We start from the raw sequence: 25452 nt of genomic DNA, 5'->3' as shown, positions 1-25452 counted from the left end.
CCGTAGCGCCGGTCTGCCGCCGGCCTCGCGGCATGATCCGTTTGAGGGGCCGAAAAGTCAATTTAGGACCGGCGGCGGATGACCAGATTCCTGATCTCGGTCATGTCCTCCATCGCGAAGCGCACGCCCTCGCGGCCGAGGCCCGAATCCTTGACCCCGCCATAGGGCATGTTGTCGACGCGGTAGCTCGGCACGTCGTTGATCACCACGCCGCCGACGTCGAGCCGGTCCCACGCGTCGAGCGACTGGAACAAGTCGCGCGTGAAGATGCCCGCCTGGAGCCCGAACTTGCTGTCGTTGACCTCGTCGAGCGCGTCAGCGAAGTCGCTGAATTTGGACAGGATCGCGACGGGGCCGAACGCTTCCTCGCGATAGAGCTTGGTGTCGCGCGGGCAATTCTCGACCAAGGTCGCGTCGAGCATCGCGCCGTCGCGCTTGCCCCCGCACAGCAACGTCGCGCCCTTCGCGGTCGCTTCTTGTATCCAGTTGTCGAGCCGGCTCGCTTCCTTCACGTCGATCATCGGGCCGATGAAGGTATCGCGGTCCTTGGGATCGCCCGACACCAATGTCTTGGTCTTGGCGACGAGCATGTCGCGGAAGCGGTCGTACACGTCAGCGTGGATGATAATCCGCTGCACCCCGATGCACGACTGACCCGATTGGTAGAACGCGCCGAAGATCACGCGCTCGAGCGCGTCGTCGAGATCGGCGTCGCGGTCGACGATGCACGCCGCGTTGCCGCCGAGTTCGAGCACGACTTTCTTCTTGCCCGCCTTGGCCTTGAGTGCCCAGCCGACATCGGGCGAGCCGGTGAAGCTGAGCAGTTTCAACCGATCGTCCTCGGTGAACAAATCCGCCCCGTCGCGATGCGCGGGCAGGATCGAGAAGGCGCCTTTGGGCAGATCGGTCTCGGCCAGCACCTCGCCGATGATGATCGCGCCGAGCGGCGTGCGGCTCGCCGGCTTCATCACGAACGGGCATCCGACCGCAAGCGCCGGTGCGATCTTGTGCGCGGCGAGGTTCAAGGGAAAGTTGAACGGCGAAATGAAGCTGCACGGTCCGATCGGCACGCGCTTCCACATCCCCTGATAGCCCTTGGCGCGCGGCGAGATGTCGAGCGGTTGGACCTCGCCGGTCATCCGCACGCTTTCCTCGGCGGCGATGCGGAACGTGTCGATCAGCCGGCCGACCTCGCCTTCGCTATCCTTGATCGGCTTCCCCGCTTCGACGCACAGGGTGTAGGCCAGTTCATCGAACCGCTCCTTGAAGCGATCGACGCAATACTGGAGCACCGCCTGGCGCTCGTACGCCGCCATTCGCGCCATCGGCTCGGCCGCCTCGACCGCCGCGGCGATCCCGGCATCGATCGTCTTGGCGTCGGCCTGCGCGCAACGGAACGCAACCTGGCCGGTGAACTTGTCGGTCACCTCCAGATCGGTGTTCGGTTGCTCCGCCTTGTTGGCGAGGTAGAGCGGATAGGTGTCCTTGAGCGTGACCATCACAGCGCCTTCGACAATTCCTTGACCTCGCGATTGAGGATGCGGTCGTTGTCGGCATAATCGACGGGGCAATCGACTAGATGCACGCCCTCGGTTGAGAGGCACTGCGTGAGCAACCCGGGCAGGCCCTCGGCGCTCTCCACGCGATGCCCGTGCGCGCCATAAGCCTCGGCATATTTCACAAAATCGGGGTTGCCATAGGTCAGGCCCCAATCGGCGAACCCCATGTTCGCCTGTTTCCAGCGGATCATGCCGTAGCTGCTGTCGTTGAGGATCAGCACGGTCAGGTTGAGCTTCAGCCGGACCGCCGTCTCCATTTCCTGGCTGTTCATCATGAACCCGCCGTCGCCGCACACCGCCATCACCTTGCGGTCGGGATAGACCATCGCCGAGGCCATCGCCGAGGGCAGTCCCGCGCCCATCGTCGCCAGCGCATTGTCGAGCAGCACCGTGTTCGCCTGCCGCGCCGGGTAATTGCGCGCGAACCAGATCTTGTAGACGCCATTGTCGAGGCAAATGATCCCGTCGCCGGGCATTGCCTTGCGGATTTCGCGCACCAGATAGGGCGGGAAGATCGGGAAGCGCGCGTCGCCGTCGAGGCTCGCAGTGTGCTCGGCCTCCGCCTTGTGCGCCGCGAGCATCGCGTCGAAGTTCCACCCCGCGCTGGGCACGATGTCCTCCTTGATCTGCCAGATCGCGTTGGCGATGTCGCCGATCACCTCGACTTGCGGGAAATAGACCGGGTCCACTTCCGCAGAACGCGTCGAGACGTGGACGACTTCGGTCCCGCCATTCTTCATGAAGAAGGGCGGCTTCTCGATCACGTCGTGGCCGATGTTGACGATCAGGTCCGCCGCTTCGATCGCGCGATGGACGAAGTCGCCTGCCGACAGCGCCGCGCAACCGACGAAGCGCGGGTGCGTTTCGTCGATCACGCCCTTGCCGAGTTGCGTCGTGACGAACGGGATGCCGGTCTTCTCGACCAACTGGAGCAGCATCCGCCCGGTCATCTTGCGGTTGGCGCCCTGGCCGATGACGAGGATCGGCGCCTTGGCCGCCTCGATCTTCTTGACCGCTGCGCGCACCGCTTTCTCTTCGGCGGAGGGACGCCGCGCGAGGCTGGGCGTCAGCGGGCGGCTGTCGGTCTGCTCGTCCGCGACATCCTCGGGAAATTCGAGGTGCGTCGCGCCGGGCTTTTCCTCCTCGGCCAGCCGATACGCCTCGCGCACGCGGCTGGGGATATTGTCGGCCGAGGCGAGCTGGTGCGTGTACTTCGTGATCGGCCGCATCATGTCGACCACGTCGAGGATCTGGAACCGCCCCTGCTTCGACTTCTTGATCGGCTTCTGCCCGGTGATCATCAGGATCGGCATCCCGCCGAGCTGGGCATAGGCCGCCGCCGTCACGAAATTAGTCGCGCCCGGCCCGAGCGTCGCCAGGCACACGCCGGTCCGCCCCGTATGCCGACCATAGGTCGCCGCCATGAACCCCGCGCCTTGTTCGTGGCGCGTCAGGATCAGCTTGATCTTGCTGGTGCGGAGCGATTCGAGGAAATCGAGATTCTCCTCGCCGGGCACCCCGAAGACGTATTCGCAGCCTTCGCGCTCGAGGCACTCGACGAACAGGTCGGACGCTTTGGTCATTGCCGGTCCCCCTTGTGACGCGATCATGCCGCAGATCGTTACGGGCGTGAAGGGAGCTGCTATAGGAAGAATGCGACTCCGATAAATCGGAGCGCGGTCGCGTGCGTCACAATCCGTGGGGAGTTGGGAATGGCCAGCAGCGATCATGTCGACCTGTCGCGGTTCATCGAGGGTGTGAAGAAGCGCAACCCGGGCCAACCCGAATTCGTCCAGGCCGTCCAGGAAGTTGCCGAGGACATCTTCGACTTCATCGCCGACAAACCCGACTATCACGAATACCAGATCCTGCGCCGCATCGCCGAGCCCGACCGCGTGGTCAGTTTCCGCGTCTGCTGGGAGGACGACAGTGGCAACATCCGCGTCCAGCGCGGTTGGCGCGTCCAGAACAACAACGCGATCGGCCCCTACAAGGGCGGCATCCGCTTTCACCCGTCGGTGACCGAGAGCGTGCTCAAGTTCCTGGCGTTCGAGCAAACCTTCAAGAATTCGCTGACCGGCCTGCCGATGGGCGGGGGCAAGGGCGGCGCGAACTTCAACCCCAAGGGCAAGAGCGACCACGAGGTGATGCGCTTCTGCCAGTCGTTCATGACCGAGCTCTACCGCCATATCGGCGCCGACGTGGACGTGCCGGCGGGCGATATCGGCGTCGGCGGGCGCGAGATCGGCTATATGTTCGGCCAGTACAAACGCATCACCAACCAGTTCACCGGCGTGCTGACGGGCAAGGGCCTCGAATATGGCGGCTCGCTGATCCGGCCCGAGGCGACCGGGTACGGCGCGGTCTATTTCCTCGCCAACATGCTCGCGACGCGAGGGACAGATCTGAAGGGCAAGACCGCCGTCATCTCCGGCTCGGGCAATGTCGCGACGCACGCGGCGGAGAAGGTGACTCAGCTCGGCGGCAAGGTGCTCACGCTCAGCGATTCGGGCGGGTTCATCCACGATCCCGACGGCATTTCGCAGGACAAGATCGACTGGGTGAAGGCGCACAAGACCAAGCGGCGCGGTCGGATCGAAGATTATGTCGCCGAGTTCAAGGGCGCGAGCTTCGTCGCGGGCAAGACGCCATGGGGCGTGCCGTGCGACGTCGCACTACCGTGCGCAACGCAGAACGAACTGCTCGGCGACGACGCGCGGACCTTGGTCGAGAATGGCTGCATCGCGGTGGCCGAAGGCGCGAACATGCCGACCGACCTCGACGGGGTGCACGTCTTCAAGGCGGCGAAGATCCTCTACGCGCCGGGCAAGGCGTCGAACGCCGGCGGGGTCGCGGTGTCCGGGCTGGAGATGAGCCAGAACTCCGAGCGCCGCTCGTGGAAGGAAGCCGAGCTGCAGCAACTGCTGCTCGACATCATGGCGGGCATCCACGATCGCTGTGTGGCGCACGGGCGCGTGTCGGACGGCTATGTCGATTACGTGAAGGGCGCGAACATCGCGGGGTTCAAGAAAGTGGCTGACGCTATGCTGGCGTATGGAGTCATATAGGCACCGGTCCTCACGTCGCACGCCCACGCTGTTTGCCCTGAGCTTGTCGAAGGGCGTGCGCTGAACACGTGCTTCGACAGGCTCAGCACGAATGGCTAGGGGAGTCGAAAGAGATAAGAGTGGAGCGGCGGATGCCCCATTTCGGCGACTATCAGAACGAAATCTACGGCGCCGGCCTGCGCGGCGTGCTCCCCAAGCTGCCGGTCGATTACGCCACGCTCGTCCAGCGCGCGACCGCGGCAATGCCGCCGCACGTGCTCAATTACGTCCAGGGCGGGTGCGGCGACGAATGGACGCAGGACCAGAACGCCGCCGCGTTCCGCCATTGGGGGATGGTGCCGCGGATGATGGTCGGGACGACCAACCGCGACCTGTCGACGACGATCTTCGGCCACACCTATCACAGCCCGCTGTTCCTGAGCCCGATCGGCGTCACCGGCATCTGCACCGCCGACCAGCACGGCGACATCGCGGCAGCGCAAGCCGCGGCGATGACCGGGGTGCCGATGGTGGTTTCGACGCTCGGCAACGACACGATGGAGGATGTCGCGGGGCATCTCGGCGATGTGCCGGGTTTCTTTCAGCTCTACACGCCGCGCGACAAGGATCTCGCCGAAAGCCTGATCCGCCGGGCCGAGGCGGCGGGGTACCGCGCGCTGGTGGTAACGCTCGACACCTGGGTGACCGGCTGGCGCCCGCGCGACCTCAACGCGGGCAATTTCCCGCAGCTGCGCGGGCACGTGCTCGCCAATTATTTCGCCGACCCGGTGTTTAAGAAGATGCTCGGCAAGGATCCCATGGGCGCCCCCGCCGAGGCGACGATGCTCTGGGCCTCGCAATTCGCGCGGCCGGTGACGTGGGACGACATCGCCTGGTACAAATCGGTGACCAAGATGCCGATCGTGCTCAAGGGCATTTGCCACCCCGACGATGCGAGGAAGGCGGTCGATATGGGCGCCGACGTTTTGTTCTGCTCGAACCATGGCGGGCGTCAGGCGAATGGCGGAATCGCGGCGATCGACATGCTGCCCGGCGTCGTCGCGGCGGCGGGCAGCACGCCTGTTTGGTTCGACAGCGGCATCCGATCGGGCAGCGACGTGATCAAGGCGCTGGCGCTCGGCGCGAGCGCGGTGGGGGTAGGGCGCCCATTCGTCTACGGCCTCGCGCTCGACGGCGCAGCGGGCGCGGCGCACGTGCTCAAGTGCATCCTGGCCGAGGCCGATCTGATGATGGCGGTCAACGGCATGCCGACGATTGAGGCGGTGCGCGCCGAAGGGGCGGTGCGGGTCTAGCCTTTGCGTCGCGTCGTCGAGTTGCGCGTCATCGGATCAGGCTTGGCGGGCGGCTTCCAGCCGAGGGGCGGAGTCATCCGCTGCTGGCTAGTGCCGAGACCCATCTTGCCGGGCCGCTGACGCGTCAGGTCGGACGTGTCGCTCGCCTCGGCCTCCACCAAACTCGCGCCGCCGCGCATCAAATTGAGCTGATCGCGCAGGCGCTTGGCTTCTTCGAAATCGAGCGCTTGCGCGGCGGCCTCCATCCGGAGACGGAGAGTTTCGATGTCGCTGGTCATGCGGGCACAACATACGGATTACTGGTTGGCTCAATCCGCACGTCGTCATTGCCTTCCGGTCAAGCCGCCGGTGCTGCCTGCTTCGCCACTTCCTCGAACGCGTCGAGCACTTGCGGGATCAGCACCTCGGGCAAATTGTGCCCCATGCCCGCGATCTCGACGATCTTCGCGCCGGGGATCGTCTCTGCCGTGTCGCGCCCGCCCGCCAGCGGGACCAGTGGGTCGTCGGCGCCGTGGATCACCATCGTCGGCGCGGTGATCCCCTTCAGCGCCTCGCGCCGGTCGCCGCTCGCGACGATCGCCGCCATCTGCCGTGCGAAGCCGGGCGGATAGTACATGCGGCGGAAATCGCGCAGCACGCGCTCACGTAGTACCGCTTCCTCGGTCGGATAGCCGGGGCTACCGATCGTCCTTTCGACCTTGATGCCGTGCGCGACGATTGCGTCCTCATCGGCGCCGTCGGGGCGCGTGGTCAGCACCGCCATCGCCTCGGCGGTCGCAGGCGGCAGCGAGGGGTTACCGGTGGTCGACATGATCGAGGTCAGCGACAGCACGCGGTCGGGGTAATTCGCCGCGACCATCTGCGCGATCATCCCGCCCATCGAGGCTCCCATGATGTGCGCCTTGGCGATGCCGAGCGCGTCGAGCAGCCCGACCGCGTCCGCCGCCATGTCGTTTAGCAGGTACGGCACGTCGGGCTTGGTGCCCATCATCAGCGCCGCGACGATCGCGGTGATCGCCGGGGCGGGTTGCTCGTCGAGCTTGGTCGACAGGCCGACGTCGCGATTATCGTAACGGATCACGCGATAACCGCGCTCGACCAGCTGATCGACCATCGGCATCGGCCACAGGGTCAGCTGCGCGCCGAGCCCCATGATGAGAAGCACCGGCGGCGCATTCGTTTCACCGTAGTCTTCGTATTCGATCTCGATGCCGTTCGCCTGCGCCTTCATGCCATTCTCCTGTTTGCGGTATGGTTGGCAGGGCGGCGGCTTGTCGGCAAGGTGCGTCAATGGATTTGGACGATCAGTTGCGGCGGTATTTCGGGACGACCGACCTCGCGTCGCTGTCGCCCGACGGTCTTGCGGCCGGGACAGAGCGGATGCGGGTCGAGTTCGGCATGACGCAGGATCGCGGGCGGCGCTTCGCGCTCTGGGCGCTGATGCACATGCTCGGCGTGGCGCCCGATCTCGACGTCGCGTTCGCCGATCCCGCCGACCGCGACGCGGCGCGCGACTTCATGGAGATGACCGAGGGCGATCCAAATCCTCCCCGGGACGGGGAGGGGGACCGCGACGCGTAGCGGCGTGGTGGAGGGGGCGGGCCGCAGGCATGTCGCTCGTTGCCCGCCCCCTCCGTCAGCGCAATGCGCTCCCCCTCCCCGTGAACGGGGAGGATTGATCAGGGCAGGTTCGCCTTCAGTTCGTCGAGGAACGGCTTGGCCGTTCCGTCCGAAGGCGCGCGCCAGTCGCCGCGCGGGGACAGCGATCCGCCCGCCGACACTTTCGGCCCGTTGGGGATCGCCGAGCGCTTGAACTGGCTGATCGTGAAGAAGCGGAAGAGGAACTTTTCGAGCCAGAAGCGGATCGTCGACAAGTCGTAGGCGGTGCGCGCTGACGCCGGGAAATCGCGCGGCCAGCGGCCTCGGCTCACAGCCTCCCAAGCCTTCAGCGCGAGGAACGCGACCTTCGATGGCGCCATGCCGTGGCGGACGATGTAGTGCGCGAAGAAGTCGTTGAGCGCGTACGGCCCGACCTTGTCCTCGGTCGATTGCATCGCGCCGTCCTTTCCCGCCGGAACCAGTTCGGGCGAGATTTCCTGGTCGAGGATCGCCTGCAGTACGCGGTCGGTTTCGGCATCGTACTGGTCGGTGCGGATGCACCAGCGGATCAGGAACTGGATCAGCGTCTTGGGCACGCCGGCGTTGACCGCGTAATGGCTCATCTGGTCGCCGACGCCATAGGTGCACCAGCCGAGCGCGAGTTCGCTGAGGTCGCCGGTGCCGACCACCAGACCGTTGTGCTGGTTGGCGAGACGGAACAGGTAATCGGTGCGCAAGCCGGCCTGAACGTTCTCGAACGTCACGTCATAAACCGGCTTACCGTCGGCGAAAGGATGGTCCATCGCCTTGAGCATCTGTTCCGCGGCGGGGCGGATGTCGATCTCGTCGCCCGCGACGCCGATCGCGCGCATCAGCGCCCAGGCATTGCCCTTGGTCCCGTCGCTCGTCGCGAAACCGGGCATGGTATAGCCGAGGATCGCGTCGCGCGGCCGCCCGAGCCGGTCCATCGCCTTCGCCGCGACGATCAGCGCGTGGGTGGAGTCGAGGCCGCCCGACACGCCGATCACCAGCCGCTCGGCCTTGGCCGCGACGATCCGCTGGGCGAGAGCGGATACCTGGATATTGAATGCCTCGTAGCAGTCCGCGTCGAGCTTTGCGGGCGTATTGGGGACGAACGGGAACCGGCGGATGTCGCGCTTCAGACCGACATCGGCGAAGTCGGGCTTAGCTTCGAAGCCGATGCGGCGGAAGCTGGCGGGCTCGACCCCGGCGAAGCGCGCGGTGTCGTTGAACGTGCCGTTGCGCATCCGCTCGAGCCTAAGGCGCCCGCAATCGACGTCGGCGACCAGCAGTTCGGGATCGCCCTCGAACCGCGCGCTTTCGGCGATCAGCTCGCCGAGTTCGTGGATCATGCCCTGACCGTCCCAGGCGAGGTCGGTGGTGCTCTCGCCCGGCCCGGCGGCGGAGAAGACATAGGCGCAGATCGCGCGGTCGGACTGCGCGGCGGACAGCAGCATCCGCTGGCGCGACTTGCCGATCACCACGTTGGACGCCGACAGGTTGCAGCATACCAAAGCCCCGGCCATCGCGGCATAGGTCGAAGGCGGGATCGGCCCCCAGAAATCCTCGCAGATTTCGGCATGGAAGATGAAGTGCGGCAGGTCGCTCGCGGCGAAGATCAAATCGTCGCCGAACGGCACGCCGGTCTGGCCCGCGACATCGATCGTCCCGCTGGTGCCGTCGCCGCTGACGAACCAGCGTTTTTCATAATATTCGCGGTAGTTGGGCAGGAACGTCTTGGGCACCACGCCCAGGATGCGCCCGCGATAGATCGCCACCGCGCAATTGTAGAGCCGCCCGTCGCGCGGGATCGCGGCGCCGACCAGCAGCACGGGGCGCAGCTTGGCGGTCGCGGCGGCGACCTCGGCCAGCGCGGCGTCGGTCGCGCGCTGGATCGCATCCTGCAGGTGGAGATCGTCGATCGCGTACGAACTGATGTTCAACTCGGGATAGACCAGCAGGTCGCACGCGTCGTCATGCCCGCGCCTGGCCAGCGCGATCGCCGCGGCGGCGTTGGCGGCGATATCGCCCACCGTCGCGACCGGCGTGCACGCCGCGACCCGCAGGAATTCGTGCGCATGGTGCGAAAAGAAACGGTGCGTCTTCGCCATCCAGCGCCGCTTAGCCGTGTTTGGCCGCGGGCGCTATCCGCGCGTCGAGTGCGGTTGCGATCATTTCGAGGGCGACGCGCAACGCGGCGATCCTGACCGGACCGCGGCCGATATCGCCGAAATGCTCTTCGCGGTGCGCGGTTGGTTGACCCGTGCCGGCACAAGCGAGGTGGACGAGACCGGCCTCGTCGTCCGGGCCGCCCTTGCCGGCGAAGCCGGTGATGGCCAGTGCGACGGCAGCATCGCTGGCATGCAACGCCCCCTCGGCCATCGCCACCGCGACTGGCTTGCTGACCGCGCCGTCGCGCTCGATCAGCGATCGGGGCACGCCGAGCAATTCGTTCTTCGCCGCTTCGCTATAGGTAACGAATCCGCGTTCGAATGCATGTGCGACGCCATCGACGTCGGTCAGCAACGAAGCGAGCAATCCCCCGGTGCAGCTTTCGGCGGTGGCCAGGCGGACGTCGATGTCGCACGCCTCGCGCAGTACCGTTGCCGCCATCTCCTCGACATCGGCGGGAATTGCCGGGCTGAGCGTCTCGGTTTCGCCCATTCAGGCGTTTCCGTTGCGCCGCCGCGTATCCCAGCCCTTGCGCGCCGCCGCCGACCGCGCTTCGGCCGATCCCTTTTTGTGCGCCTTGCCGCCGCGCGAGGATGCCGAATGGTTTTCCTTCTTGCCGCGCCCCGACCCGGATTTCTTGCCGCCGCCCGATTCCTTGTTCACCGTCGCCCAGGCGCGGCGTTCCGCCTCTTTCTTCGACGCGCCACGCTTTTCGTAGCCTTCCTCGATATGCTCGGCCTTGCGCTTCTGCTTGTCGGTGTAAGCGCTCTTGTCACCTTGCGGCATGGGGACCTCCTGTAACTTATGGGTGCAACGCGTGGCGACGGCGGACGATCCGGACGATTCCGGTTGCAACGTTCAATTTAGAACATATCATGAACAAAATGGCCGAGTCGGATGCCTCGCTTCACAAGCTGCGGCGGCGGTTGGCGCGTCTGGAGACCGCGCGCCCGCGGGATGTCGTACGGCGGTTCGCGACCGGGCATCGTGCGGTCGATGCCTGGTTCGACGGGGGACTGAGCCGGGGGCGGTTGCACGAGGTGATGGCGGCCGACGGTGCAGAGACCGGCAGCACAGCGGGGTTCGCTGCGATGCTGGCGTTATGCGCTAGTCAGGGGCAGCCGCTCTTGTGGCTGCGCACCGACAAGGTCGAGCGGCAGTGCGGGCGGCTCTACGCGTCGGGGCTTGGCGAGCTGGGGGTCGATGGGGACGCAGTCCTGATCGGATTGGTCGCCGACGATGCCGCGCTGCTGAAGGCGGCGAACGACGCGGCGCGGTGTGCGGGGCTGGGCGCTTTGCTGGTCGAGTGCTGGGGCGACCCGCACGTGCTCGATCTGACCGCGACGCGGCGGCTGATGCTCGCGGCGGAAGCCTCGGGGGTGACCGTGCTGTTGCTGCGGATGGCGGCGGACGAAAGCCCAAGCGTCGCCGACACGCGCTGGCGCGTGACCGCCGCGCCGTCGGTGCCGCTGGCCGACGGCACGCCCGAAGGAGCGCCGGGGCATCCGGTGTTCGAGATCGAATTGTTGCGCCGCCGCGCCGGGCCCGCCGGCGTCACGTGGCGCGTGGAGTGGAACCGTGAACGACGAGCCTTCCAGGACCCAGCGCGCGCGCCGTTACCTGGCGCTGTACTTCCCGTGGCTGCCGGCTGAGCAGCTGCGGATCGCGCGACCGCACGTCTTTGCTGGCCGCCCGGGCGTGTCCTACGCGCTGATCGAAAAGGTCAAGGGCGCGCAGCGGCTGTACGCGGTTGATCCCAATGCCGCGCGGCTGGGGATCGAGCCGGGGATGACGCTGGCGGATTCGCGCGCTCGGGTCGCCGAGCTCGAAGCATTCGATCATACCCCGCACGACGACCATGTCTGGCTCGAACGGTTGGCCGACGGCTGCGCGCGCTACACGCCATGGGTGATGATCGACGCGCCCGACGGGCTGGTGCTCGACGTGACCGGGTGCGTGCATCTGTTTCCCGGGGAGACCGCACTGGCGGGCGATGTCGTCGCCCGGCTAGCGCGGCTCGGTGTGGTGGCGAGTCATGCCTTCGCGGATAACCCCGACGCGGCGCGCGCGCTGGCGCGGTATCGTACCACGGGTGCGACCGAAGACGAGGCGGTGCGCCGCTTGCCCGTGGCCGCGCTGGGCCTCGACGTAGAAGCGACGTTGGCGCTCAAGCGCGCGGGTTTGAAGACGGTCGGCGATGTCATCGTGCGGCCCCTGTCGGCGATCGCCGCACGGTTCGGTGGAGCGGCGGCGACACGGGTGCGACGGATCATGGGCGAGGCCGACAGCCCGCTGACCCCACGCATCGTCAAGCCGCCGCTCCGCGTCGAACGCCGCTTCGCCGAGCCGATGGCGCGCACCGAATACGCGATTGAGGTGATCGGCGAATTGATGGCCGAAGCGGTTGTGCGGCTGGAGGAAGCACACGAAGGCGGTCGGCGGTTCGTAGTGCGCTTCTTCCGCGCCGACGGACTAGTCCAGCGTCTCGCGGTCGAAACCGGCGCGCCGAGCCGCGACGTTGCCGCTGTGCTGCGGCTGTTCCGCGAACGGATCGACACGCTCGCCGACCCGATCGACCCGGGGTTCGGGTTCGACCTGATCCGGCTCGACATTCCGGTCGCCGAGCGGCTCGACGCGGCGCAGTTGAAGCTGGAAGGCGGCGCGGTCGCCGAGGCCGAACTCGCGGCGCTGATCGATCGGTTGACGACGCGGCTCGGACGCAACCGCGTGCGCCGCTTCGCCCCGCGCGATCGGCATTTGCCCGAACAGGCCGAATTCATGCTGCCCGCTACCGATCCCGCGCCGTCTGGCGAGTGGCCCGCGCCCGATCCGGGCGAGCCACCGCTCCGCCCGATTCACCTGTTCGATCCGCCGCAGCCGATCGAGGCCGTGATGTCCGAAGTCCCCGACGGCCCGCCGCGCCAGTTCCGCTGGCGCAAGACGCTGCACCATGTCGCGCTCGCCGAAGGCCCCGAACGCATCGCTGCCCCTTGGTGGGCGCCGCGCGAAGCGCCGACACGCGATTATTACCGTGTCGAGGACCGCCGCGGTCGGCGGCTATGGATCTTCCGCCGCGGCCTGTTCGAGGACGGCAAGCCAGCGCCGAACTGGTACGTCCACGGGGTATTCGCGTGACAGGTTTCGCCGAGCTGGTCGCCGCGACCAATTATTCTTTCCTGCGCGGAGCGTCGCATCCGAAGCACATGGTCGCCGAAGCTATCCGGCTAGGCATGAAGGCTATTGGCATTGCCGATCGCAATACCGTGGCAGGCGTTGTGCGCGCCTATATCGCGCTCAAGGAATCGCGCGAAGGTTGGAGCAAACAGGCGACTAAAGCCAAGACCAAACACGAGGCCGATCAGCCGTGGAATGAATTTTCGGAGCCCGACATCATGCCTGTGGCCGATGTGGACTTCCGCCTCATCGTCGGCGCAAGGCTGGTGTTTCGCGACGGCACGCCGGATATCGTTGCCTATCCTGCTACGCGTTACGGGTGGGGTCGGCTGACGCGCTTGCTAACCGATGGCAACCGCCGTGCGGCGAAGGGAGGATGCTTACTCGATCTGGGTGATCTGATTGCACACCATCAGGACTTGTTGCTGATCGTGCTGGCGGAATCGACTTTCGATCCGGATGAAGTTGAGGAATTGGCCGAAAAACGCCGGATCGCCGAGGAGCAGGATCGTGGTTTCCTCAAGCTCGGTGGAGATGAGAGCGAGGCGACCAATGTCGTCCAATTTCCCACAGGTAATGCCGAGCCTGTTCGGGTACCGAATGAGCCGCTTACGACGGCCAAAGTGCTGAGTTGGATCCCGGCACAAAATGCGAATAATGACCCTCTACCGGATACGCTGAAACGCCTCAAACAGCTTGTGGGCAATAGAATATGGCTTGGCGTTACCGCCACTTACGGCGGCAAGGATCAGCGCCGGCTACACGACCTCGCCAAAACCGCAAAAGATGCTGGTGTTCCGCTGATTGCGGTGAGCGACGCGCTGTATGCTTCGCCCGCCCAACGTCAACTCCACGACGTGGTTACCTGCATCCGCAAGGGCACCGACGTAAAGCGCGCGGGACGCTTGCTCGAAGCGAACGCCGAACGGCATCTGAGATCGCCGAAGGATATGGCGCGGTTGTTCCGCCGCTATCCGCAGGCGATCGACGAGACGCGACGGCTGATCGAGCGGATCGACTTCACGCTAGATCAGCTTGGTTATGAATATCCCCACGAACCGGTACCTGAAGGATGGGCCGCACAGGATTGGCTGGAGCATCTGGTGCTCGAGGCCGCGGCCGAGAAATACGGTGAGACGATACCGCTCAGGGCTCAGGCGCTGATCGACGAGGAGTTCGCCCTGATCCGCGAACGCGGTTATGCCTATTACTTCCTGACGGTTCACGACATCGTCCAATTCGCCAATAGCTGCGAACCGCCGATCCTCTGCCAGGGACGCGGATCTGCGGCCAATTCGATTGTCTGTTGGCTGTTGGGCGTGACCTCGGTCGATCCGGTCAAGCATGATCTCCTATTCTCGCGCTTCGTATCTAGCGAGCGTGATGAGCCACCCGATATCGACGTCGATTTCGAACATGAACGACGCGAAGAGGTGATGCAGTACGTCTACAGGCGCTACGGCCGCCATCGCGCAGCGATCGTGGCTACCGTCATCCATTATCGATCGCGCAGCACCCTGCGCGAAGTCGGCAAAGCTTTGGGGATGAGCGAGGATATAACCTCGCGCCTGTCGGGCACGATCTGGGGCAGTTATTCGAACAAAGTCGAAGAAGGCCGCTTCACGCAAGCCGGCTTTACGCTCGACAACCCCGAAGTCGCGCGCCTGAAGGACTTGGTCGACCAGCTTCTCGAATTTCCGCGCCATCTTTCGCAGCACGTCGGCGGGTTCCTGCTGACCCAGGAGCCGCTGATCGAGACGGTGCCGTTGCACAATGCCGCGATGGAGGACCGAACGTTCATCGAGTGGGACAAGGACGACATCGACGCGCTGAAGCTGATGAAGGTCGACGTGCTGGCGCTCGGCATGCTGACGTGCATCAAAAAGGCGTTCGACTTGATCGACCAGCAGGGATGGGAAAGGCCCGCGCTGAACAGCATCGCCGTTCAGGAAGATCCGGTGATCTATGACATGCTATGCCAAGCCGATAGCCTGGGCTTGTTTCAGGTCGAAAGTCGCGCGCAGATGAGCATGCTGCCGCGGCTCAGGCCCGAGAAATTCTACGACATCGTCGTTCAAGTCGCGATCGTCCGGCCAGGGCCAATTCAGGGCAATATGGTGCATCCGTATCTGCGGCGCCGCGCCAAACAGGAAAAAGTTTGCTTCCCTGCTCCGTCGCCCGAGTTCGGCCCCCCTGATGAATTGGCGTCTGTGCTGGGCAAAACCGAAGGCGTTCCATTGTTCCAGGAACAGGCGATGAAGCTGGCGATCGTTGCTGCCGCCTTCTCGCCGGGCGACGCCAATCGTCTGCGGCGGGCGATGGCCACTTTTCGCAACGTTGGCACGATCCACAACCTCGAGACCAAGATGGTCGAGGGGATGGTGCGCCGCGGTTACGAGCGAGATTTCGCGCAACGTTGCTATGATCAGATCAAGGGGTTCGGCAGCTATGGCTTCCCGGAAAGCCATGCACTTTCATTCGCGCGATTGGTCTACGTGTCGGCCTGGATCAAATGCTACTATCCGGCCGTTTTCACCTGTGCGTTGCTCAATTCGCAGCCGATGGGGTTCTACGCACCGGCGCAGATCGTTCGTGACGCGTTCGAGCATGGCGTCGCGATTTTAGCTGCCGATATCAATTTCAGCGATTGGGATAACAGGCTGGAGCCTAGCGATTGGTCGCCGGCGCCATTGAAAAAATGGAATAAACGGCAGCGCCATGATTCAGGTTTGGCGCTACGGGTAGGCTTTCGCCAGATCGATGGATTCAGCAAGCTCTGGGGAGATGATATTGCTGAAGAGCGCCTCGCCAACGGTCCCTACACATCGATCGAGGACCTCGCTCGCCGCACACACCTTCCGTCGCGCGCTCTCCGTCTCCTCGCCGACGCCGATGCGTGGGGATCGATCGGCAAGGGGCGGCGCGATGCCTTGTGGGAGGTGCGGCGGACGCCGTCGAACGAGCTTCCGCTGTTCGCCGCGGCGCAGGCGCGCGAGTTGGGGATTGAGGCGGATGCTGCGCTTCCGGCCATGCCGCTGAGTGAAGAAGTCAGCACCGATTACCAGATGACGCGACTATCGCTCAAAGGGCATCCGATGCAGTTCTTGCGCTCGGTGTTCGATGACGAAGGCGTGTTGAGCTGTGCCGAGGTCGACAAGGCCAAACATGGGTCGCGCGTGACCGTCGCCGGCGTTGTGTTGGTGCGCCAGCGGCCGGGCAACGGCAACGCGATCTTCATCACGCTGGAAGACGAGACCGGGATCAGCAACGTGCTGCTCTGGGCCCGTGTGTTCGAGGCGCAACGGATGCAAGTCATGGGATCGCGGCTGATGACTGTCGAGGGCGAAGTCCAACGTAGTTCAAAGAAAGAAGGTAGCGTCGTTCATTTGATCGGTGCGCGCGTGATCGATCGCACGCATGAACTGGCGCGGCTATCCGGGGATCACGTTATGCGCCCGACGATGGCGCGGGCCGATATCGGCCTTGTCCCCGATCCGCGCTACGTGAAGGCACAATCCCCCGGCGGGCGGCATCCCCGCAACGTTCGCATCCTGCCCAAATCGCGTGATTTCCATTGATCGAGTAACGGAAAAGGGCGGCGAACCACCGTCCGCCGCCCCATTCCGACCCCGTCGAAGCGTCGCTCGATCAGGTCACGACCGCCGTGTCGCCGCGGCAGACATTGATGTTGCCGCGCGTTTGAATGACTTCGTCGCTGAATTGCACCTTGATGTCGTAGAGGCAGACATCGCCTTCACCCATCGTGAAGTTCGACGTGGTGCCCGGCTTGATCGCATAATCGAGCATGACCTCGTGCCACGGATCTCCGGACTCGCCGGCGCGCGCATACCAGACACGCTGAACCGACACGCTGCCGTTGGTATTCTTGATCGTGAAATTACGCCCAGACGGCACGCCGGCGGTTGCCATCCCCGCAACCAGCAGGCTGGCGGCCACGCTGACTTTAATCAACTTGAACATCGCTATACCCCCCAAACCAGGATTCGCGACGGACGAATCCAACCCTGCGGAGCCTAATAGATCGGCGCGATTTTGGCGAGGACAAAGTTGACCAGGAGACGGGACCGGCGAGCAAGCGCAAGCTAATCTCTCACCGATCTTAGTCATATTGTAAAATAACGACATTTCTGTGAACCAGAACTCGGCAATTGCGCTGTCCGTTTTGTCCAATTGCGCAAAATTAGCTTGCTTTGGCTTCGGCGCGGAAACGGTGGAGCAACGGTTCGGTATAGCCATTGGGCTGGACGGTACCCTCGAACACCAGCGCACGGGCGGCCCGGAAGGCGGGGCCGGTCGGGTTGTTGACCAGCGAGCGATAGAGCGGGTCGCCGGCATTCTGCGCATCGACCTTCGCCGCCATCCGACCGAACGCCGCTTCCACCTCCTCGGGCGTGCAGACGCCGTGAAGCAACCAGTTGGCGAGCGCCTGGCTCGAGATGCGCAGCGTCGCACGGTCTTCCATCAGGCCGATGTCGTGGATGTCGGGCACCTTCGAACAGCCCACGCCCTGATCGATCCAGCGGACGACATAGCCGAGGATTCCTTGCGCATTGTTGTCGAGTTCCGCGCGAATCTCGTCGGGCGTCCAGTTGCGCCCGAGCGCGAGCGGGACCGACAGCAGCGCATCGAGCGGCGCGACCGGCTCAGTTGCGCGCTCCTTCTGCCGCGCGAACACGTCGATCCGGTGATAGTGCGTCGCATGCAGCGTCGCGGCGGTGGGCGAGGGCACCCACGCCGTGTTGGCGCCGGTCATCGGGTGGCCGATCTTCTGCTCGAGCATGTCGGCCATGCGGTCGGGCGCGGCCCACATGCCCTTGCCGATCTGCGCCTTGCCCGACAGCCCGCACGCGAGCCCGATCTGGACGTTGCGGTTCTCGTACGCGGCGATCCAGTCGCTGGTCTTCATCTCGCCTTTGGGCACCATCGGCCCGGCTTGCATGCCGGTGTGGATTTCGTCGCCGGTACGGTCGAGGAATCCCGTGTTGATAAACGCGATCCGTCCGCTCACCGCCTTGATGCACGCGGCGAGGTTAGCCGAGGTGCGGCGTTCCTCGTCCATCACGCCGACCTTGATCGTGTGGCGCGACAACCCGAGCAAATCCTCGACCGCGTCGAACAGGTCGTTGGTGAACGCCGCTTCGCCCGGCCCGTGCATCTTGGGTTTGACGATGTAGATCGACCCGGCGCGGCTGTTCGCGCGCAGCCCGTTGATGTCGTGCAGCGCGATCATGCTGGTGACGATCGCATCGAGGATTCCCTCGGGCGCTTCGCCGCCGTCGGACAGTCGGACCGCTGGCGTCGTCATCAGATGACCGACGTTGCGCACGAACAACAGCGCGCGGCCGGGCAGGGTGAAGGTGCCGCCATCGGGGGCGGTGTAGCTCCGGTCGGGATTGAGCCTGCGCGTAACGCTCCGCCCGCCTTTGTCGAACGTGTCGACCAAGTCGCCTTTCATCAAGCCGAGCCAGTTGGCGTAAGCGGCGACCTTGTCCTCGGCGTCGACCGCCGCGATCGAATCCTCCAAGTCGACGATGGTCGTGATCGCGCTTTCGAGGATGACGTCGGCGATACCCGCCGGGTCGTCGCGGCCGATCGGATGCTCGCGATCGATCACCAATTCGATGTGCAGGCCGTTGTGGCGGAACAGATAATTCTCGCCTGAGCGCCCGACCAGTAACGTCGGGTCGGCCAGCACCGGCACGCCGGTCAGGTCGACCCAGCTCTCCCTCGCGAGCGGCACAGCGGCGTCGAGAAACGCCTTGGCCCAAGCAATCACCTGCGCCCCGCGCTCGGGATCGTAGCCGCCGGGCTTGGGCGTTCCGGGAATGGCATCGGTGCCGTAGAGCGCGTCGTACAGGCTCCCCCAGCGCGCGTTGGCGGCGTTGAGCGCGAAGCGGGCGTTGAGCACGGGGACCACGAGTTGCGGTCCCGCGGTCGTGGCGATTTCCGGATCGACATTCTCGGTCGTGACCTGAAAGGGTGCGGTTTCATCGACCAGATAGCCGATCGATTTCAGGAACGCCTGATACTCGGCCTGGTCGATCGCGGTACCGGTGCGCTGGGCGTGCCAGCCGTCGATCTCGGCTTGGATCAGGTCGCGCTTTGCGAGCAGCCGCAGGTTCTCCGGAGCGAACCGCGCGAAGATATCCGCCGCGCCCGCCCAGAAGGCGTCCGGCGCGATACCGGTCCCCGGCAGCGCGCGCTCTTCGATGAAGGCGGCGAGTTCGCTCGCGACCTGCAACCCATTACGATCGATCATGGAACCTCCGGACACGCATTACTCCAGTCAGGTTGGGCGGGGAGGAGCCGTGCCAATACACCGACCGGTCCAGCCGTCCACCCTGCAAATTCGCTTGCCGCTTGCGTCAACCAGTGGCTAACTGAAACCGATAGGAGAGTGATATGGCGGAGGCATATATCGTCGCGGCGGCGCGCACCGCTGGTGGGCGGCGCGGCGGTAAGCTCAAGGACTGGCACCCGGCTGATCTGGGCGGCGCAGTGCTCGACGCGTTGGTGGCGCGCTCGGGGATCGACGGCGCGGCGGTCGAGGACGTCATCATGGGCTGCGTGATGCAGGCCGGCGAGCAGTCCGCGCATATCGGGCGCAGCGCGGTGATGGCCTCGTCGCTCCCCGACAGCGTCCCCGCCGTGTCGATCGACCGGCAGTGCGGGTCTTCGCAACAAGCGATCCAGTTCGCTGCGCAGGCCGTCATGTCGGGCACCCAGGACATCGTCATCGCCGCCGGCGTCGAAAGCATGACTCGCGTGCCGATGGGACTCGCCAGTTCTGCCCCGGCGCAGCTCGGGATCGGTGTCGGGCCGTGGTCGCAACGGATCAAGGACCGCTACGGCGTTCCCGGGTTCAGTCAGTTCGTCGGTGCGGGGATGATGGCGCAGAAATACGGGTTCAGCCGCGAGGAACTCGATGCCTTTTCGCTCGAAAGCCATCGCCGTGCAGCGGCGGCGACGCAGGCCGGGGCGTTTAATGACGAGATCGTGCCGATCGCCATCGTCGATGAGGAGGGCAATGAAGGTCTCCACACGAAGGACGAGGGCATTCGCTACGACGCGACGATGGAATCGATGGCGGGCGTGAAGCCGCTGGGCGAGGGCAGCGTGCTCACCGCCGCCTCGGCCAGCCAAATCTGCGACGGGTCGTCGGGCGTGATGATCGTCAGCGAGCGCGCGCTCAAGGATCACGGGCTGACGCCGCTGGCGCGCATCCACAACCTGACCGTGACCGCGGGCGACCCGGTGATCATGCTCGAGGAACCGCTCCCCGCGACGCAACGCGCGCTGCAACGGTCGGGAATGAAGATCGAGGATATCGACCTGTACGAAGTCAACGAGGCGTTCGCGCCGGTGCCGCTCGCGTGGCTCCGCGTAATCGGCGGCGACCATGCGCGCATGAACGTCAACGGCGGCGCGATCGCGCTGGGTCATCCGCTCGGCGCGTCAGGTACCAAGCTGATGACGACGCTGCTCCACGCGCTGAAGGCGCGCGACAAGAAATGGGGCCTGCAGACGATGTGCGAGGGCGGCGGGATCGCCAACGTGACGATCGTCGAGCGGCTGTAAGCGGAGAGAATGGATGAAACTCGATAATTCGGTCGCGGCGGTCGTCACCGGCGGTGCCTCGGGCCTCGGCGCGGCAACCGCGCGTGCACTCGCGGCGAAGGGCGTCAAGGTGGCGATCTTCGACATGCAGGCGGAAAAGGGCGAGGCGGTCGCCAAGGAAATCGGCGGGCTGTTCTGCGAGGTCAACGTGACCAGCGACGAGAGCGTCGATGCCGGCTTCGCCAAGGCGCGTGCCGCGCACGGTCAGGAGCGCGTGCTCGTCTGCTGCGCGGGCACCGGCAATGCGATGAAGACCGCGAGCCGCTCGAAGGAAGACGGCAGCATCAAGCATTTCAGCCTGGCGGCGTTCGACTGGCTCATCCAGATCAACCTGATCGGCACGTTCCGCTGCGTCGCCAAGTCGGCGGCGGGGATGCTGACGCTGGAGCCGGGCGAGGATGGCGAGCGCGGCGCGATGGTGATGACCGCCAGCGTCGCCGCCGAGGATGGCCAGATCGGCCAAGCCGCCTATTCGGCGTCGAAGGGCGGGGTGGTCGGCATGACGCTCCCCATCGCGCGCGACCTGATGGGGGAGGGCATCCGCATCAACACGATCCTGCCGGGTATTTTCGAGACGCCCTTGATGCAGGGCGCGCCGCAACAGGTGCGCGACAATCTCGCCGCGTCGGTGCCGTTTCCCAAGCGGCTGGGCAATCCACCCGAATATGCCGGCCTCGCGCTGACGATGATCGAAAACGGCTATTTCAATGGTGAGGACGTGCGCCTCGACGGCGCGATCCGGATGGCGCCGCGCTGACATGACGGGCCCGCTCACCGGCATTCGCATCGTCGAACTGGCGGGGATCGGGCCGGGGCCGTTCTGCGGGATGATGCTGGCCGATCACGGCGCCGAGGTGATCCAAATCGACCGCCCTGGCGCGATGCCCAATCCGCGTGACCCGTTGCTGCGCGGGCGCACGGTGATGCAACTCGACCTTAAGTCGCCAGACGACATCGCGAAGCTGCGCGAGTTGGTGAAAACTGCCGATGGGCTGATCGAGGGGTTCCGCCCCGGCGTGATCGAGCGGTTGGGGATCGGACCCGACGTGCTGCTCGGCGATAATCCCAAGCTGGTGATCGGGCGGATGACCGGCTGGGGGCAGGACGGGCCCTACGCGGCCACCGCCGGGCACGACATCAATTACATCGCGCTGTCGGGCGTGCTCGGCGCGATCGGGCGGAACGGAGAGAAACCGGTACCGCCGATCAACCTGGTCGGCGATTTCGGCGGCGGGGCGATGATGCTGGCGTTCGGCATGGTCGCCGGGCTGCTCGCGGTAAAGAGCGGGGCGGCGGGGCAAGTCATCGACTGCGCGATGACCGACGGATCGGCCCTGCTGATGGCGATGATGTGGGGCTTTCGCGCGAACGGCATGTGGAGCGACGAGCGCGGCACGAACCTGCTCGATACCGGCGCGCCGTTCTACGACGTGTACGAGACGGCCGATGGCGGGTTCGTGTCGATCGGGTCGATCGAGCCGCAATTCTACGCGCTGCTCCGTGAGAAGCTCGGGATCGCCGCCGATCCGCTGTTCGACGCCCAGTTCGACCGCGCTCAATGGCCGGCGCAGAAGGATCGCCTGACCGCGATCTTCAAGACCAAAACCCGCGACGAATGGTGTGCGATCATGGAGGGCAGCGACGTCTGCTTCGCGCCCGTCCTGTCGATGGCCGAAGCGGCCGAGCATCCGCACAACGTCGCGCGCGGCACCTTCGTCGAGCGCGAGGGCGTGCTCCAGCCCGCCCCCGCGCCGCGCTTTTCGTAAAGGGGTGGCGCGCCCGGCAGGACTCGAACCTGCAACTCCAAGCTTAGAAGGCTCGTGCTCTATCCAGTTGAACTACGGGCGCCCAAGCTTCGCCTAGCGCGGATTGCGCGAGGGTGAAACGCCCATCATAACGCGCGCATGACCGAGGGGGATCAGGGCAAGTTGCGAGCGGTGACGGCAAATACCGTCCAGACGTTTCGCTATTACGATTTCGTGATGGCAGCGTTCGTCGCTATCCTGCTCCTCTCCAACGTGATCGGCGCGGGCAAGGTCGCGCAGGTCTGGTTGCCCGGCTACGGCTACTGGCCCTTCGGTGCGGGCATCCTGTTCTTCCCGATTTCCTACGTGATCGGCGACGTGCTGACCGAGGTCTACGGTTACGCGCGTGCCCGGCGCGTGATCTGGGCCGGGTTCGGCGCGGTTCTGTTCATGGCGTTGATGAGCTGGGTGGTCGTCGCGCTGCCGCCCGCACCCGACTGGACCAACCAGAAGGCGTATGAGACGATTTTCGGCCAGGTGCCGCGCATCGTTTTCGCCAGCTGCTGCGCATTCTGGGCGGGAGAGTTCGTTAATTCGTACGTGCTTGCCCGGATGAAGATCTGGACCGCCGGCAAGCATTTGTGGACCCGCACGATCGGCTCGACGATTGCCGGGGAGGGCGTCGACAGTCTGATCTTCTACCCGCTCGCGTTCTGGGGGGCGGAAGGGTTCACCCATGCACTAGTGGTCAAGTTGCTGTTCACGCAATGGGCGCTGAAGGTTGCTTGGGAAGTGCTGCTGACGCCCGTTACCTACCTTGTGGTCGGCAGTCTCAAGCGCGCCGAGGGCGTCGACGTGTTCGACGAAGGCACCGACTTCTCGCCGTTCCGCGCGAAGGTCTAGACGACCAGCTCCAGCAGCCCTTCGAACAGCCGCCGTCCGTCGTCGCCGCCGTGCGCGGCTTCGATCTTGCGTTCGGGGTGGGGCATCATGCCGAGCACGTTGCCGCTCGCGTTGAGCACGCCGGCGATCTGGCGCGCCGATCCGTTGACTTGGCCGGTGTAGCGGAACGCTACGCGGCCTTCGCCTTCGAGCCGGTCGAGCGTTTCGGGATCGGCGGTGTAATTGCCGTCGTGGTGCGCGACGGGGATCATGATCTTCTCGCCCGCGGCGTAACGGCTGGTGAAGGCCGACTGCGCATTCTCGACCGACAATTCGACGTCGCGGCACACGAAATTGAGGCCCGCGTTGCGCATCAGCGCGCCGGGGAGCAGCCCCGCCTCGGTCAGCACCTGGAACCCGTTGCAAACGCCGAGCACCGGCACGCCGCGTTCCGCCGCGTCGATCACCGCGCGCATCACCGGCGACCGCGCCGCCATCGCGCCGGAGCGGAGATAGTCGCCGTACGAAAACCCGCCGGGCAGCGCGATCAGGTCGCATCCGGCGGGCAGCTCGGTCTCGGCATGCCACACCATCGCCGGCTTGCGCCCGGTCACCGCCGCGATCGCTACCGCCAGGTCGCGGTCGCAGTTCGATCCGGGGAAGACGACGACCGCGGCGGTCATCGTTCGATCCGGTAGTTTTCGATCACGGTGTTCGCGATCAGTTTGCGGCACATACCGTCCAGATCGTCGTCGCTCGTCTCGTCGGCGACATCGAGCTCGATCACCTTGCCCGCGCGCACGTCGTTGATCCCGCCGAACCCGAGCCCCTCGAGCGACTTGTGGATCGCCTTGCCTTGCGGGTCGAGCACGCCGGGTTTGAGGGTGACGACGATACGGACCTTCATGCGCGCGGTTCCTGTGCGGGAGTCGGCGCCCCTATGGCCGCGTGGGCAACCCGTCGCAACTTTTACGTTTCGTTAAGCCGCGGGGCGCAGCTTTTCGGGCGGGAGCGGCCCGCTCGCTGATGAGCGCGGCCGATAGGTAAGGGTACGAACATGGCCGTGGTGGCAATGTTCCTGTTCATTGCGGTGTTCACGTTCGGCCAGGATTATTTCGGCTGGACCGATCCGCGCGGGTACGTCCAGCTGTCTTTGGTCTCGTGCTTCGTGTTCGGGATCATTTGCGGAATTCGGGTGAAGAGTTGACGCCCTCCGCGAGTGCGCGAAGGCGCGGGTCGCGGAACACGATGCCGCCGACATAGGCCGCCCCGGCCTGGGTCAGATGCTGGCGGTCCTGGCTGATGAATTTATGGTCCGGCGTGAACACGGCGACGCGGTGGTCGCCGTCCATCAGCATGCCGAGCAGGTCGACGAACAGTGCGGGCGGGACCATGCGTCGCTCGCGCTCATTATCGGCGATCGCGCCGTCGAGCACCTTCGCGCGGTAGCCGTAGCGCACGGCGGGATCGAGCAGCATCACGGCATTGTTGTTCCACCCGAAATTCTTGGTTCCGAGCACGATAATCTTGGCGTTCGTGTCGCGCGCGGCATTCGGCAGCCAATGGTCGAGGCAGCGCTTCGCGAGCGACCCGAACACGATGAAATCGGCGTTGCGCAGGTTGTGCCGCTCGGCGTCATCGAAGCGCGGCGGGCAGACGTTCTCGTCGTAGCTCACGATGTGATGGCCGAAATTGCCGCTCGCCCGGCCCATGTTGATGAAATCACGCGCGAACGAATTGCCGAGCACCAGCACGCGCGTTTTGGGGCTGGCGTCGGGGAGCGGCACGCCGCGAAACGCGAAGGCGGAGAGGTTGTACGACTGGTTCTGCGCCGCGCCGAAGCCGGCGTCGTGCTCGGCGAGCTCGGGCCAGCGCGCCTTGAACCCCGACGTCGCGGCCATCGCGCCGCCGATCGCCAGCAACGCCGCGCTCGCGATCAGCCAGAAGCCGACGACGGTGCGCGGGGCCGTGCGGCCGCGATCGCGGAAGGGGCGTTCGACGTATCGCCACGACAGCCAGGCGAGGACGAAGACTGGTAGGATCAGTAGCGTCATCTCCGCGCGGCTCGGCTGGTCGAGACTAGCGATGCGCGCGAAGGCGAAGACAGGCTGGTGATAGAGGTAGAGCGAATAGCTGATCAGCCCGACGATCACTGCCGGCCGCCATGCCAAAGCGCGCGCGGCGATCGTGCCGGTACGGCCATAGGCGAGAACGAGGCAGGTCCCGGCGACCGGGACGATCATCGGCCAAACCAACGCGGCGAATTGTTCGCCGGCCAGCACCAGCGACGCGAGGGTCGCCG

23 protein-coding genes and 1 tRNA gene are annotated in these 25452 nt (G+C 65.3%); 11 read left to right on the top strand and 13 right to left on the bottom strand.

The features are described from left to right. Positions 1–62: 62 nt before the first annotated feature. Positions 63–1499: an aldehyde dehydrogenase family protein gene (locus E7773_RS01420; protein ID WP_293987217.1), complete on the bottom strand. Its 1437-nt coding sequence runs from the start codon at positions 1497–1499 to the stop codon at positions 63–65. After that, the gene (locus E7773_RS01415) at positions 1499–3142 is read right to left on the bottom strand and encodes an acetolactate synthase large subunit (protein ID WP_293987215.1); all 1644 of its coding nucleotides are present in this window, start codon (positions 3140–3142) and stop codon (positions 1499–1501) included. The genes E7773_RS01420 and E7773_RS01415 overlap by 1 nt, the downstream gene beginning before the upstream one ends. A 129-nt stretch (positions 3143–3271) precedes the next feature. Between E7773_RS01415 and gdhA the strand changes: the two genes are divergently transcribed. Beyond that, positions 3272–4627, top strand: a complete 1356-nt coding sequence (gene gdhA / locus E7773_RS01410; protein ID WP_293987213.1) for an NADP-specific glutamate dehydrogenase — start codon at positions 3272–3274, stop codon at positions 4625–4627. Between the two features lie 131 nt (positions 4628–4758). Then, positions 4759–5919 carry an alpha-hydroxy-acid oxidizing protein gene (locus E7773_RS01405; protein ID WP_293987211.1) on the top strand — a complete coding sequence of 387 codons (1161 nt, stop codon included), beginning with the start codon at positions 4759–4761 and terminating at the stop codon, positions 5917–5919. Here the strand turns inward: E7773_RS01405 and E7773_RS01400 are convergent. Further along, on the bottom strand, positions 5916–6197 hold the full coding sequence (locus E7773_RS01400; protein ID WP_293987209.1) for a UvrB/UvrC motif-containing protein: 282 nt from the start codon (positions 6195–6197) through the stop codon (positions 5916–5918). The two genes, E7773_RS01405 and E7773_RS01400, sit on opposite strands and share 4 nt — an antisense overlap. A 59-nt stretch (positions 6198–6256) precedes the next feature. Continuing rightward, positions 6257–7150, bottom strand: coding sequence for an alpha/beta hydrolase (locus E7773_RS01395; protein WP_293987207.1), 894 nt, complete (start codon positions 7148–7150; stop codon positions 6257–6259). Positions 7151–7209: 59 nt separating this feature from the next. Between E7773_RS01395 and E7773_RS01390 the strand changes: the two genes are divergently transcribed. Beyond that, complete coding sequence (locus tag E7773_RS01390) at positions 7210–7500, top strand: hypothetical protein (RefSeq protein ID WP_293987205.1); 291 nt, start codon at positions 7210–7212, stop codon at positions 7498–7500. 98 nt (positions 7501–7598) lie between these two features. Here E7773_RS01390 and E7773_RS01385 read toward each other — a convergent pair whose 3' ends face one another. The 3 genes from E7773_RS01385 to E7773_RS01375 are packed head-to-tail and all read right to left on the bottom strand — an operon-like array spanning position 7599 to position 10497. Further along, entirely contained in the window at positions 7599–9650 is a 2052-nt protein-coding gene (locus E7773_RS01385) for an NAD(+) synthase (RefSeq protein WP_293987203.1), read from the bottom strand. 10 nt (positions 9651–9660) lie between these two features. Continuing rightward, positions 9661–10203: a CinA family protein gene (locus E7773_RS01380; protein WP_293987201.1), complete on the bottom strand. Its 543-nt coding sequence runs from the start codon at positions 10201–10203 to the stop codon at positions 9661–9663. After that, positions 10204–10497 carry a plasmid stabilization protein gene (locus E7773_RS01375; RefSeq protein ID WP_293987199.1) on the bottom strand — a complete coding sequence of 98 codons (294 nt, stop codon included), beginning with the start codon at positions 10495–10497 and terminating at the stop codon, positions 10204–10206. 98 nt (positions 10498–10595) lie between these two features. Here E7773_RS01375 and E7773_RS01370 point away from each other — a divergent pair, with 98 nt between their 5' ends. The 3 genes from E7773_RS01370 to E7773_RS01360 are packed head-to-tail and all read left to right on the top strand — an operon-like array spanning position 10596 to position 16463. Beyond that, the gene (locus tag E7773_RS01370) at positions 10596–11363 is read left to right on the top strand and encodes a hypothetical protein (RefSeq protein WP_293987197.1); all 768 of its coding nucleotides are present in this window, start codon (positions 10596–10598) and stop codon (positions 11361–11363) included. Continuing rightward, positions 11290–12846 carry a DNA polymerase Y family protein gene (locus tag E7773_RS01365; protein WP_293987195.1) on the top strand — a complete coding sequence of 519 codons (1557 nt, stop codon included), beginning with the start codon at positions 11290–11292 and terminating at the stop codon, positions 12844–12846. Before E7773_RS01370 ends, E7773_RS01365 begins: the two co-directional genes overlap by 74 nt. Further along, on the top strand, positions 12843–16463 hold the full coding sequence (locus E7773_RS01360) for an error-prone DNA polymerase (RefSeq protein ID WP_293987193.1): 3621 nt from the start codon (positions 12843–12845) through the stop codon (positions 16461–16463). Before E7773_RS01365 ends, E7773_RS01360 begins: the two co-directional genes overlap by 4 nt. 70 nt (positions 16464–16533) lie before the next feature. On the opposite strand, the gene E7773_RS01355 is transcribed toward E7773_RS01360, so the two are convergent. Further along, positions 16534–16866 (bottom strand): hypothetical protein, encoded by a 333-nt coding sequence (locus E7773_RS01355; protein WP_293987191.1) that lies wholly within the window; start codon positions 16864–16866, stop codon positions 16534–16536. Positions 16867–17086: 220 nt separating this feature from the next. Further along, positions 17087–19165 carry a malate synthase G gene (locus E7773_RS01350; protein WP_293987189.1) on the bottom strand — a complete coding sequence of 693 codons (2079 nt, stop codon included), beginning with the start codon at positions 19163–19165 and terminating at the stop codon, positions 17087–17089. Between the two features lie 143 nt (positions 19166–19308). Here E7773_RS01350 and E7773_RS01345 point away from each other — a divergent pair, with 143 nt between their 5' ends. From E7773_RS01345 to E7773_RS01335, 3 genes are read left to right on the top strand one after another with little or no spacing between them, the layout of a single operon-like run. Continuing rightward, a complete protein-coding gene (locus E7773_RS01345; protein ID WP_293987187.1) occupies positions 19309–20484 on the top strand; it encodes an acetyl-CoA C-acetyltransferase in 1176 nt (391 codons plus the stop codon). Positions 20485–20497: 13 nt separating this feature from the next. Further along, positions 20498–21280, top strand: a complete 783-nt coding sequence (locus E7773_RS01340; protein WP_293987185.1) for an SDR family NAD(P)-dependent oxidoreductase — start codon at positions 20498–20500, stop codon at positions 21278–21280. A gap of 1 nt (position 21281) precedes the next feature. Further along, a complete protein-coding gene (locus tag E7773_RS01335; protein ID WP_293987184.1) occupies positions 21282–22289 on the top strand; it encodes a CaiB/BaiF CoA-transferase family protein in 1008 nt (335 codons plus the stop codon). A gap of 5 nt (positions 22290–22294) precedes the next feature. Here E7773_RS01335 and E7773_RS01330 read toward each other — a convergent pair. After that, a tRNA-Arg gene (locus E7773_RS01330) sits at positions 22295–22371 on the bottom strand. Positions 22372–22427: 56 nt separating this feature from the next. Between E7773_RS01330 and E7773_RS01325 the strand changes: the two genes are divergently transcribed. Next, positions 22428–23171 (top strand): queuosine precursor transporter, encoded by a 744-nt coding sequence (locus tag E7773_RS01325; protein ID WP_293987183.1) that lies wholly within the window; start codon positions 22428–22430, stop codon positions 23169–23171. Here the strand turns inward: E7773_RS01325 and purQ are convergent. Further along, positions 23168–23833, bottom strand: a complete 666-nt coding sequence (gene purQ, locus E7773_RS01320; protein WP_293987181.1) for a phosphoribosylformylglycinamidine synthase subunit PurQ — start codon at positions 23831–23833, stop codon at positions 23168–23170. The two genes, E7773_RS01325 and purQ, sit on opposite strands and share 4 nt — an antisense overlap. Next, entirely contained in the window at positions 23830–24057 is a 228-nt protein-coding gene (gene purS, locus E7773_RS01315; RefSeq protein WP_293987180.1) for a phosphoribosylformylglycinamidine synthase subunit PurS, read from the bottom strand. The genes purQ and purS overlap by 4 nt, the downstream gene beginning before the upstream one ends. A 150-nt stretch (positions 24058–24207) precedes the next feature. Between purS and E7773_RS01310 the strand changes: the two genes are divergently transcribed. After that, the gene (locus E7773_RS01310) at positions 24208–24357 is read left to right on the top strand and encodes a hypothetical protein (protein ID WP_293987179.1); all 150 of its coding nucleotides are present in this window, start codon (positions 24208–24210) and stop codon (positions 24355–24357) included. Here the strand turns inward: E7773_RS01310 and E7773_RS01305 are convergent. Next, the coding region (locus E7773_RS01305; RefSeq protein ID WP_293987177.1) for an acyltransferase at positions 24329–25452 on the bottom strand (1124 nt) is incomplete at its 5' end. The genes E7773_RS01310 and E7773_RS01305 overlap by 29 nt on opposite strands.

Origin of the sequence: Sphingomonas sp. (genome assembly GCF_004799495.1) — a bacterium.
In the GTDB taxonomy this organism is placed as follows: Bacteria; Pseudomonadota; Alphaproteobacteria; order Sphingomonadales; family Sphingomonadaceae; genus Sphingomonas.
Note: the sequence above shows the minus strand (reverse complement) of the source record. Positions and strands in the feature narration are given on the sequence as shown.

Bases quoted from the DNA above. Each gene is read 5' to 3' on its own strand.
- E7773_RS01420 (WP_293987217.1), bottom strand. From the start codon at position 1,499: ATGGTCACGCTCAAGGACACCTATCCGCTCTACCTCGCCAACAAGGCG.
- E7773_RS01415 (WP_293987215.1), bottom strand. From the start codon at position 3,142: ATGACCAAAGCGTCCGACCTGTTCGTCGAGTGCCTCGAGCGCGAAGGC.
- gdhA (WP_293987213.1), top strand. From the start codon at position 3,272: ATGGCCAGCAGCGATCATGTCGACCTGTCGCGGTTCATCGAGGGTGTG.
- E7773_RS01405 (WP_293987211.1), top strand. From the start codon at position 4,759: ATGCCCCATTTCGGCGACTATCAGAACGAAATCTACGGCGCCGGCCTG.
- E7773_RS01400 (WP_293987209.1), bottom strand. From the start codon at position 6,197: ATGACCAGCGACATCGAAACTCTCCGTCTCCGGATGGAGGCCGCCGCG.
- E7773_RS01395 (WP_293987207.1), bottom strand. From the start codon at position 7,150: ATGAAGGCGCAGGCGAACGGCATCGAGATCGAATACGAAGACTACGGT.
- E7773_RS01390 (WP_293987205.1), top strand. From the start codon at position 7,210: ATGGATTTGGACGATCAGTTGCGGCGGTATTTCGGGACGACCGACCTC.
- E7773_RS01385 (WP_293987203.1), bottom strand. From the start codon at position 9,650: ATGGCGAAGACGCACCGTTTCTTTTCGCACCATGCGCACGAATTCCTG.
- E7773_RS01380 (WP_293987201.1), bottom strand. From the start codon at position 10,203: ATGGGCGAAACCGAGACGCTCAGCCCGGCAATTCCCGCCGATGTCGAG.
- E7773_RS01375 (WP_293987199.1), bottom strand. From the start codon at position 10,497: ATGCCGCAAGGTGACAAGAGCGCTTACACCGACAAGCAGAAGCGCAAG.
- E7773_RS01370 (WP_293987197.1), top strand. From the start codon at position 10,596: ATGGCCGAGTCGGATGCCTCGCTTCACAAGCTGCGGCGGCGGTTGGCG.
- E7773_RS01355 (WP_293987191.1), bottom strand. From the start codon at position 16,866: ATGTTCAAGTTGATTAAAGTCAGCGTGGCCGCCAGCCTGCTGGTTGCG.
- E7773_RS01350 (WP_293987189.1), bottom strand. From the start codon at position 19,165: ATGATCGATCGTAATGGGTTGCAGGTCGCGAGCGAACTCGCCGCCTTC.
- E7773_RS01345 (WP_293987187.1), top strand. From the start codon at position 19,309: ATGGCGGAGGCATATATCGTCGCGGCGGCGCGCACCGCTGGTGGGCGG.
- E7773_RS01340 (WP_293987185.1), top strand. From the start codon at position 20,498: ATGAAACTCGATAATTCGGTCGCGGCGGTCGTCACCGGCGGTGCCTCG.
- E7773_RS01335 (WP_293987184.1), top strand. From the start codon at position 21,282: ATGACGGGCCCGCTCACCGGCATTCGCATCGTCGAACTGGCGGGGATC.
- E7773_RS01325 (WP_293987183.1), top strand. From the start codon at position 22,428: ATGACCGAGGGGGATCAGGGCAAGTTGCGAGCGGTGACGGCAAATACC.
- purQ (WP_293987181.1), bottom strand. From the start codon at position 23,833: ATGACCGCCGCGGTCGTCGTCTTCCCCGGATCGAACTGCGACCGCGAC.
- purS (WP_293987180.1), bottom strand. From the start codon at position 24,057: ATGAAGGTCCGTATCGTCGTCACCCTCAAACCCGGCGTGCTCGACCCG.
- E7773_RS01310 (WP_293987179.1), top strand. From the start codon at position 24,208: ATGGCCGTGGTGGCAATGTTCCTGTTCATTGCGGTGTTCACGTTCGGC.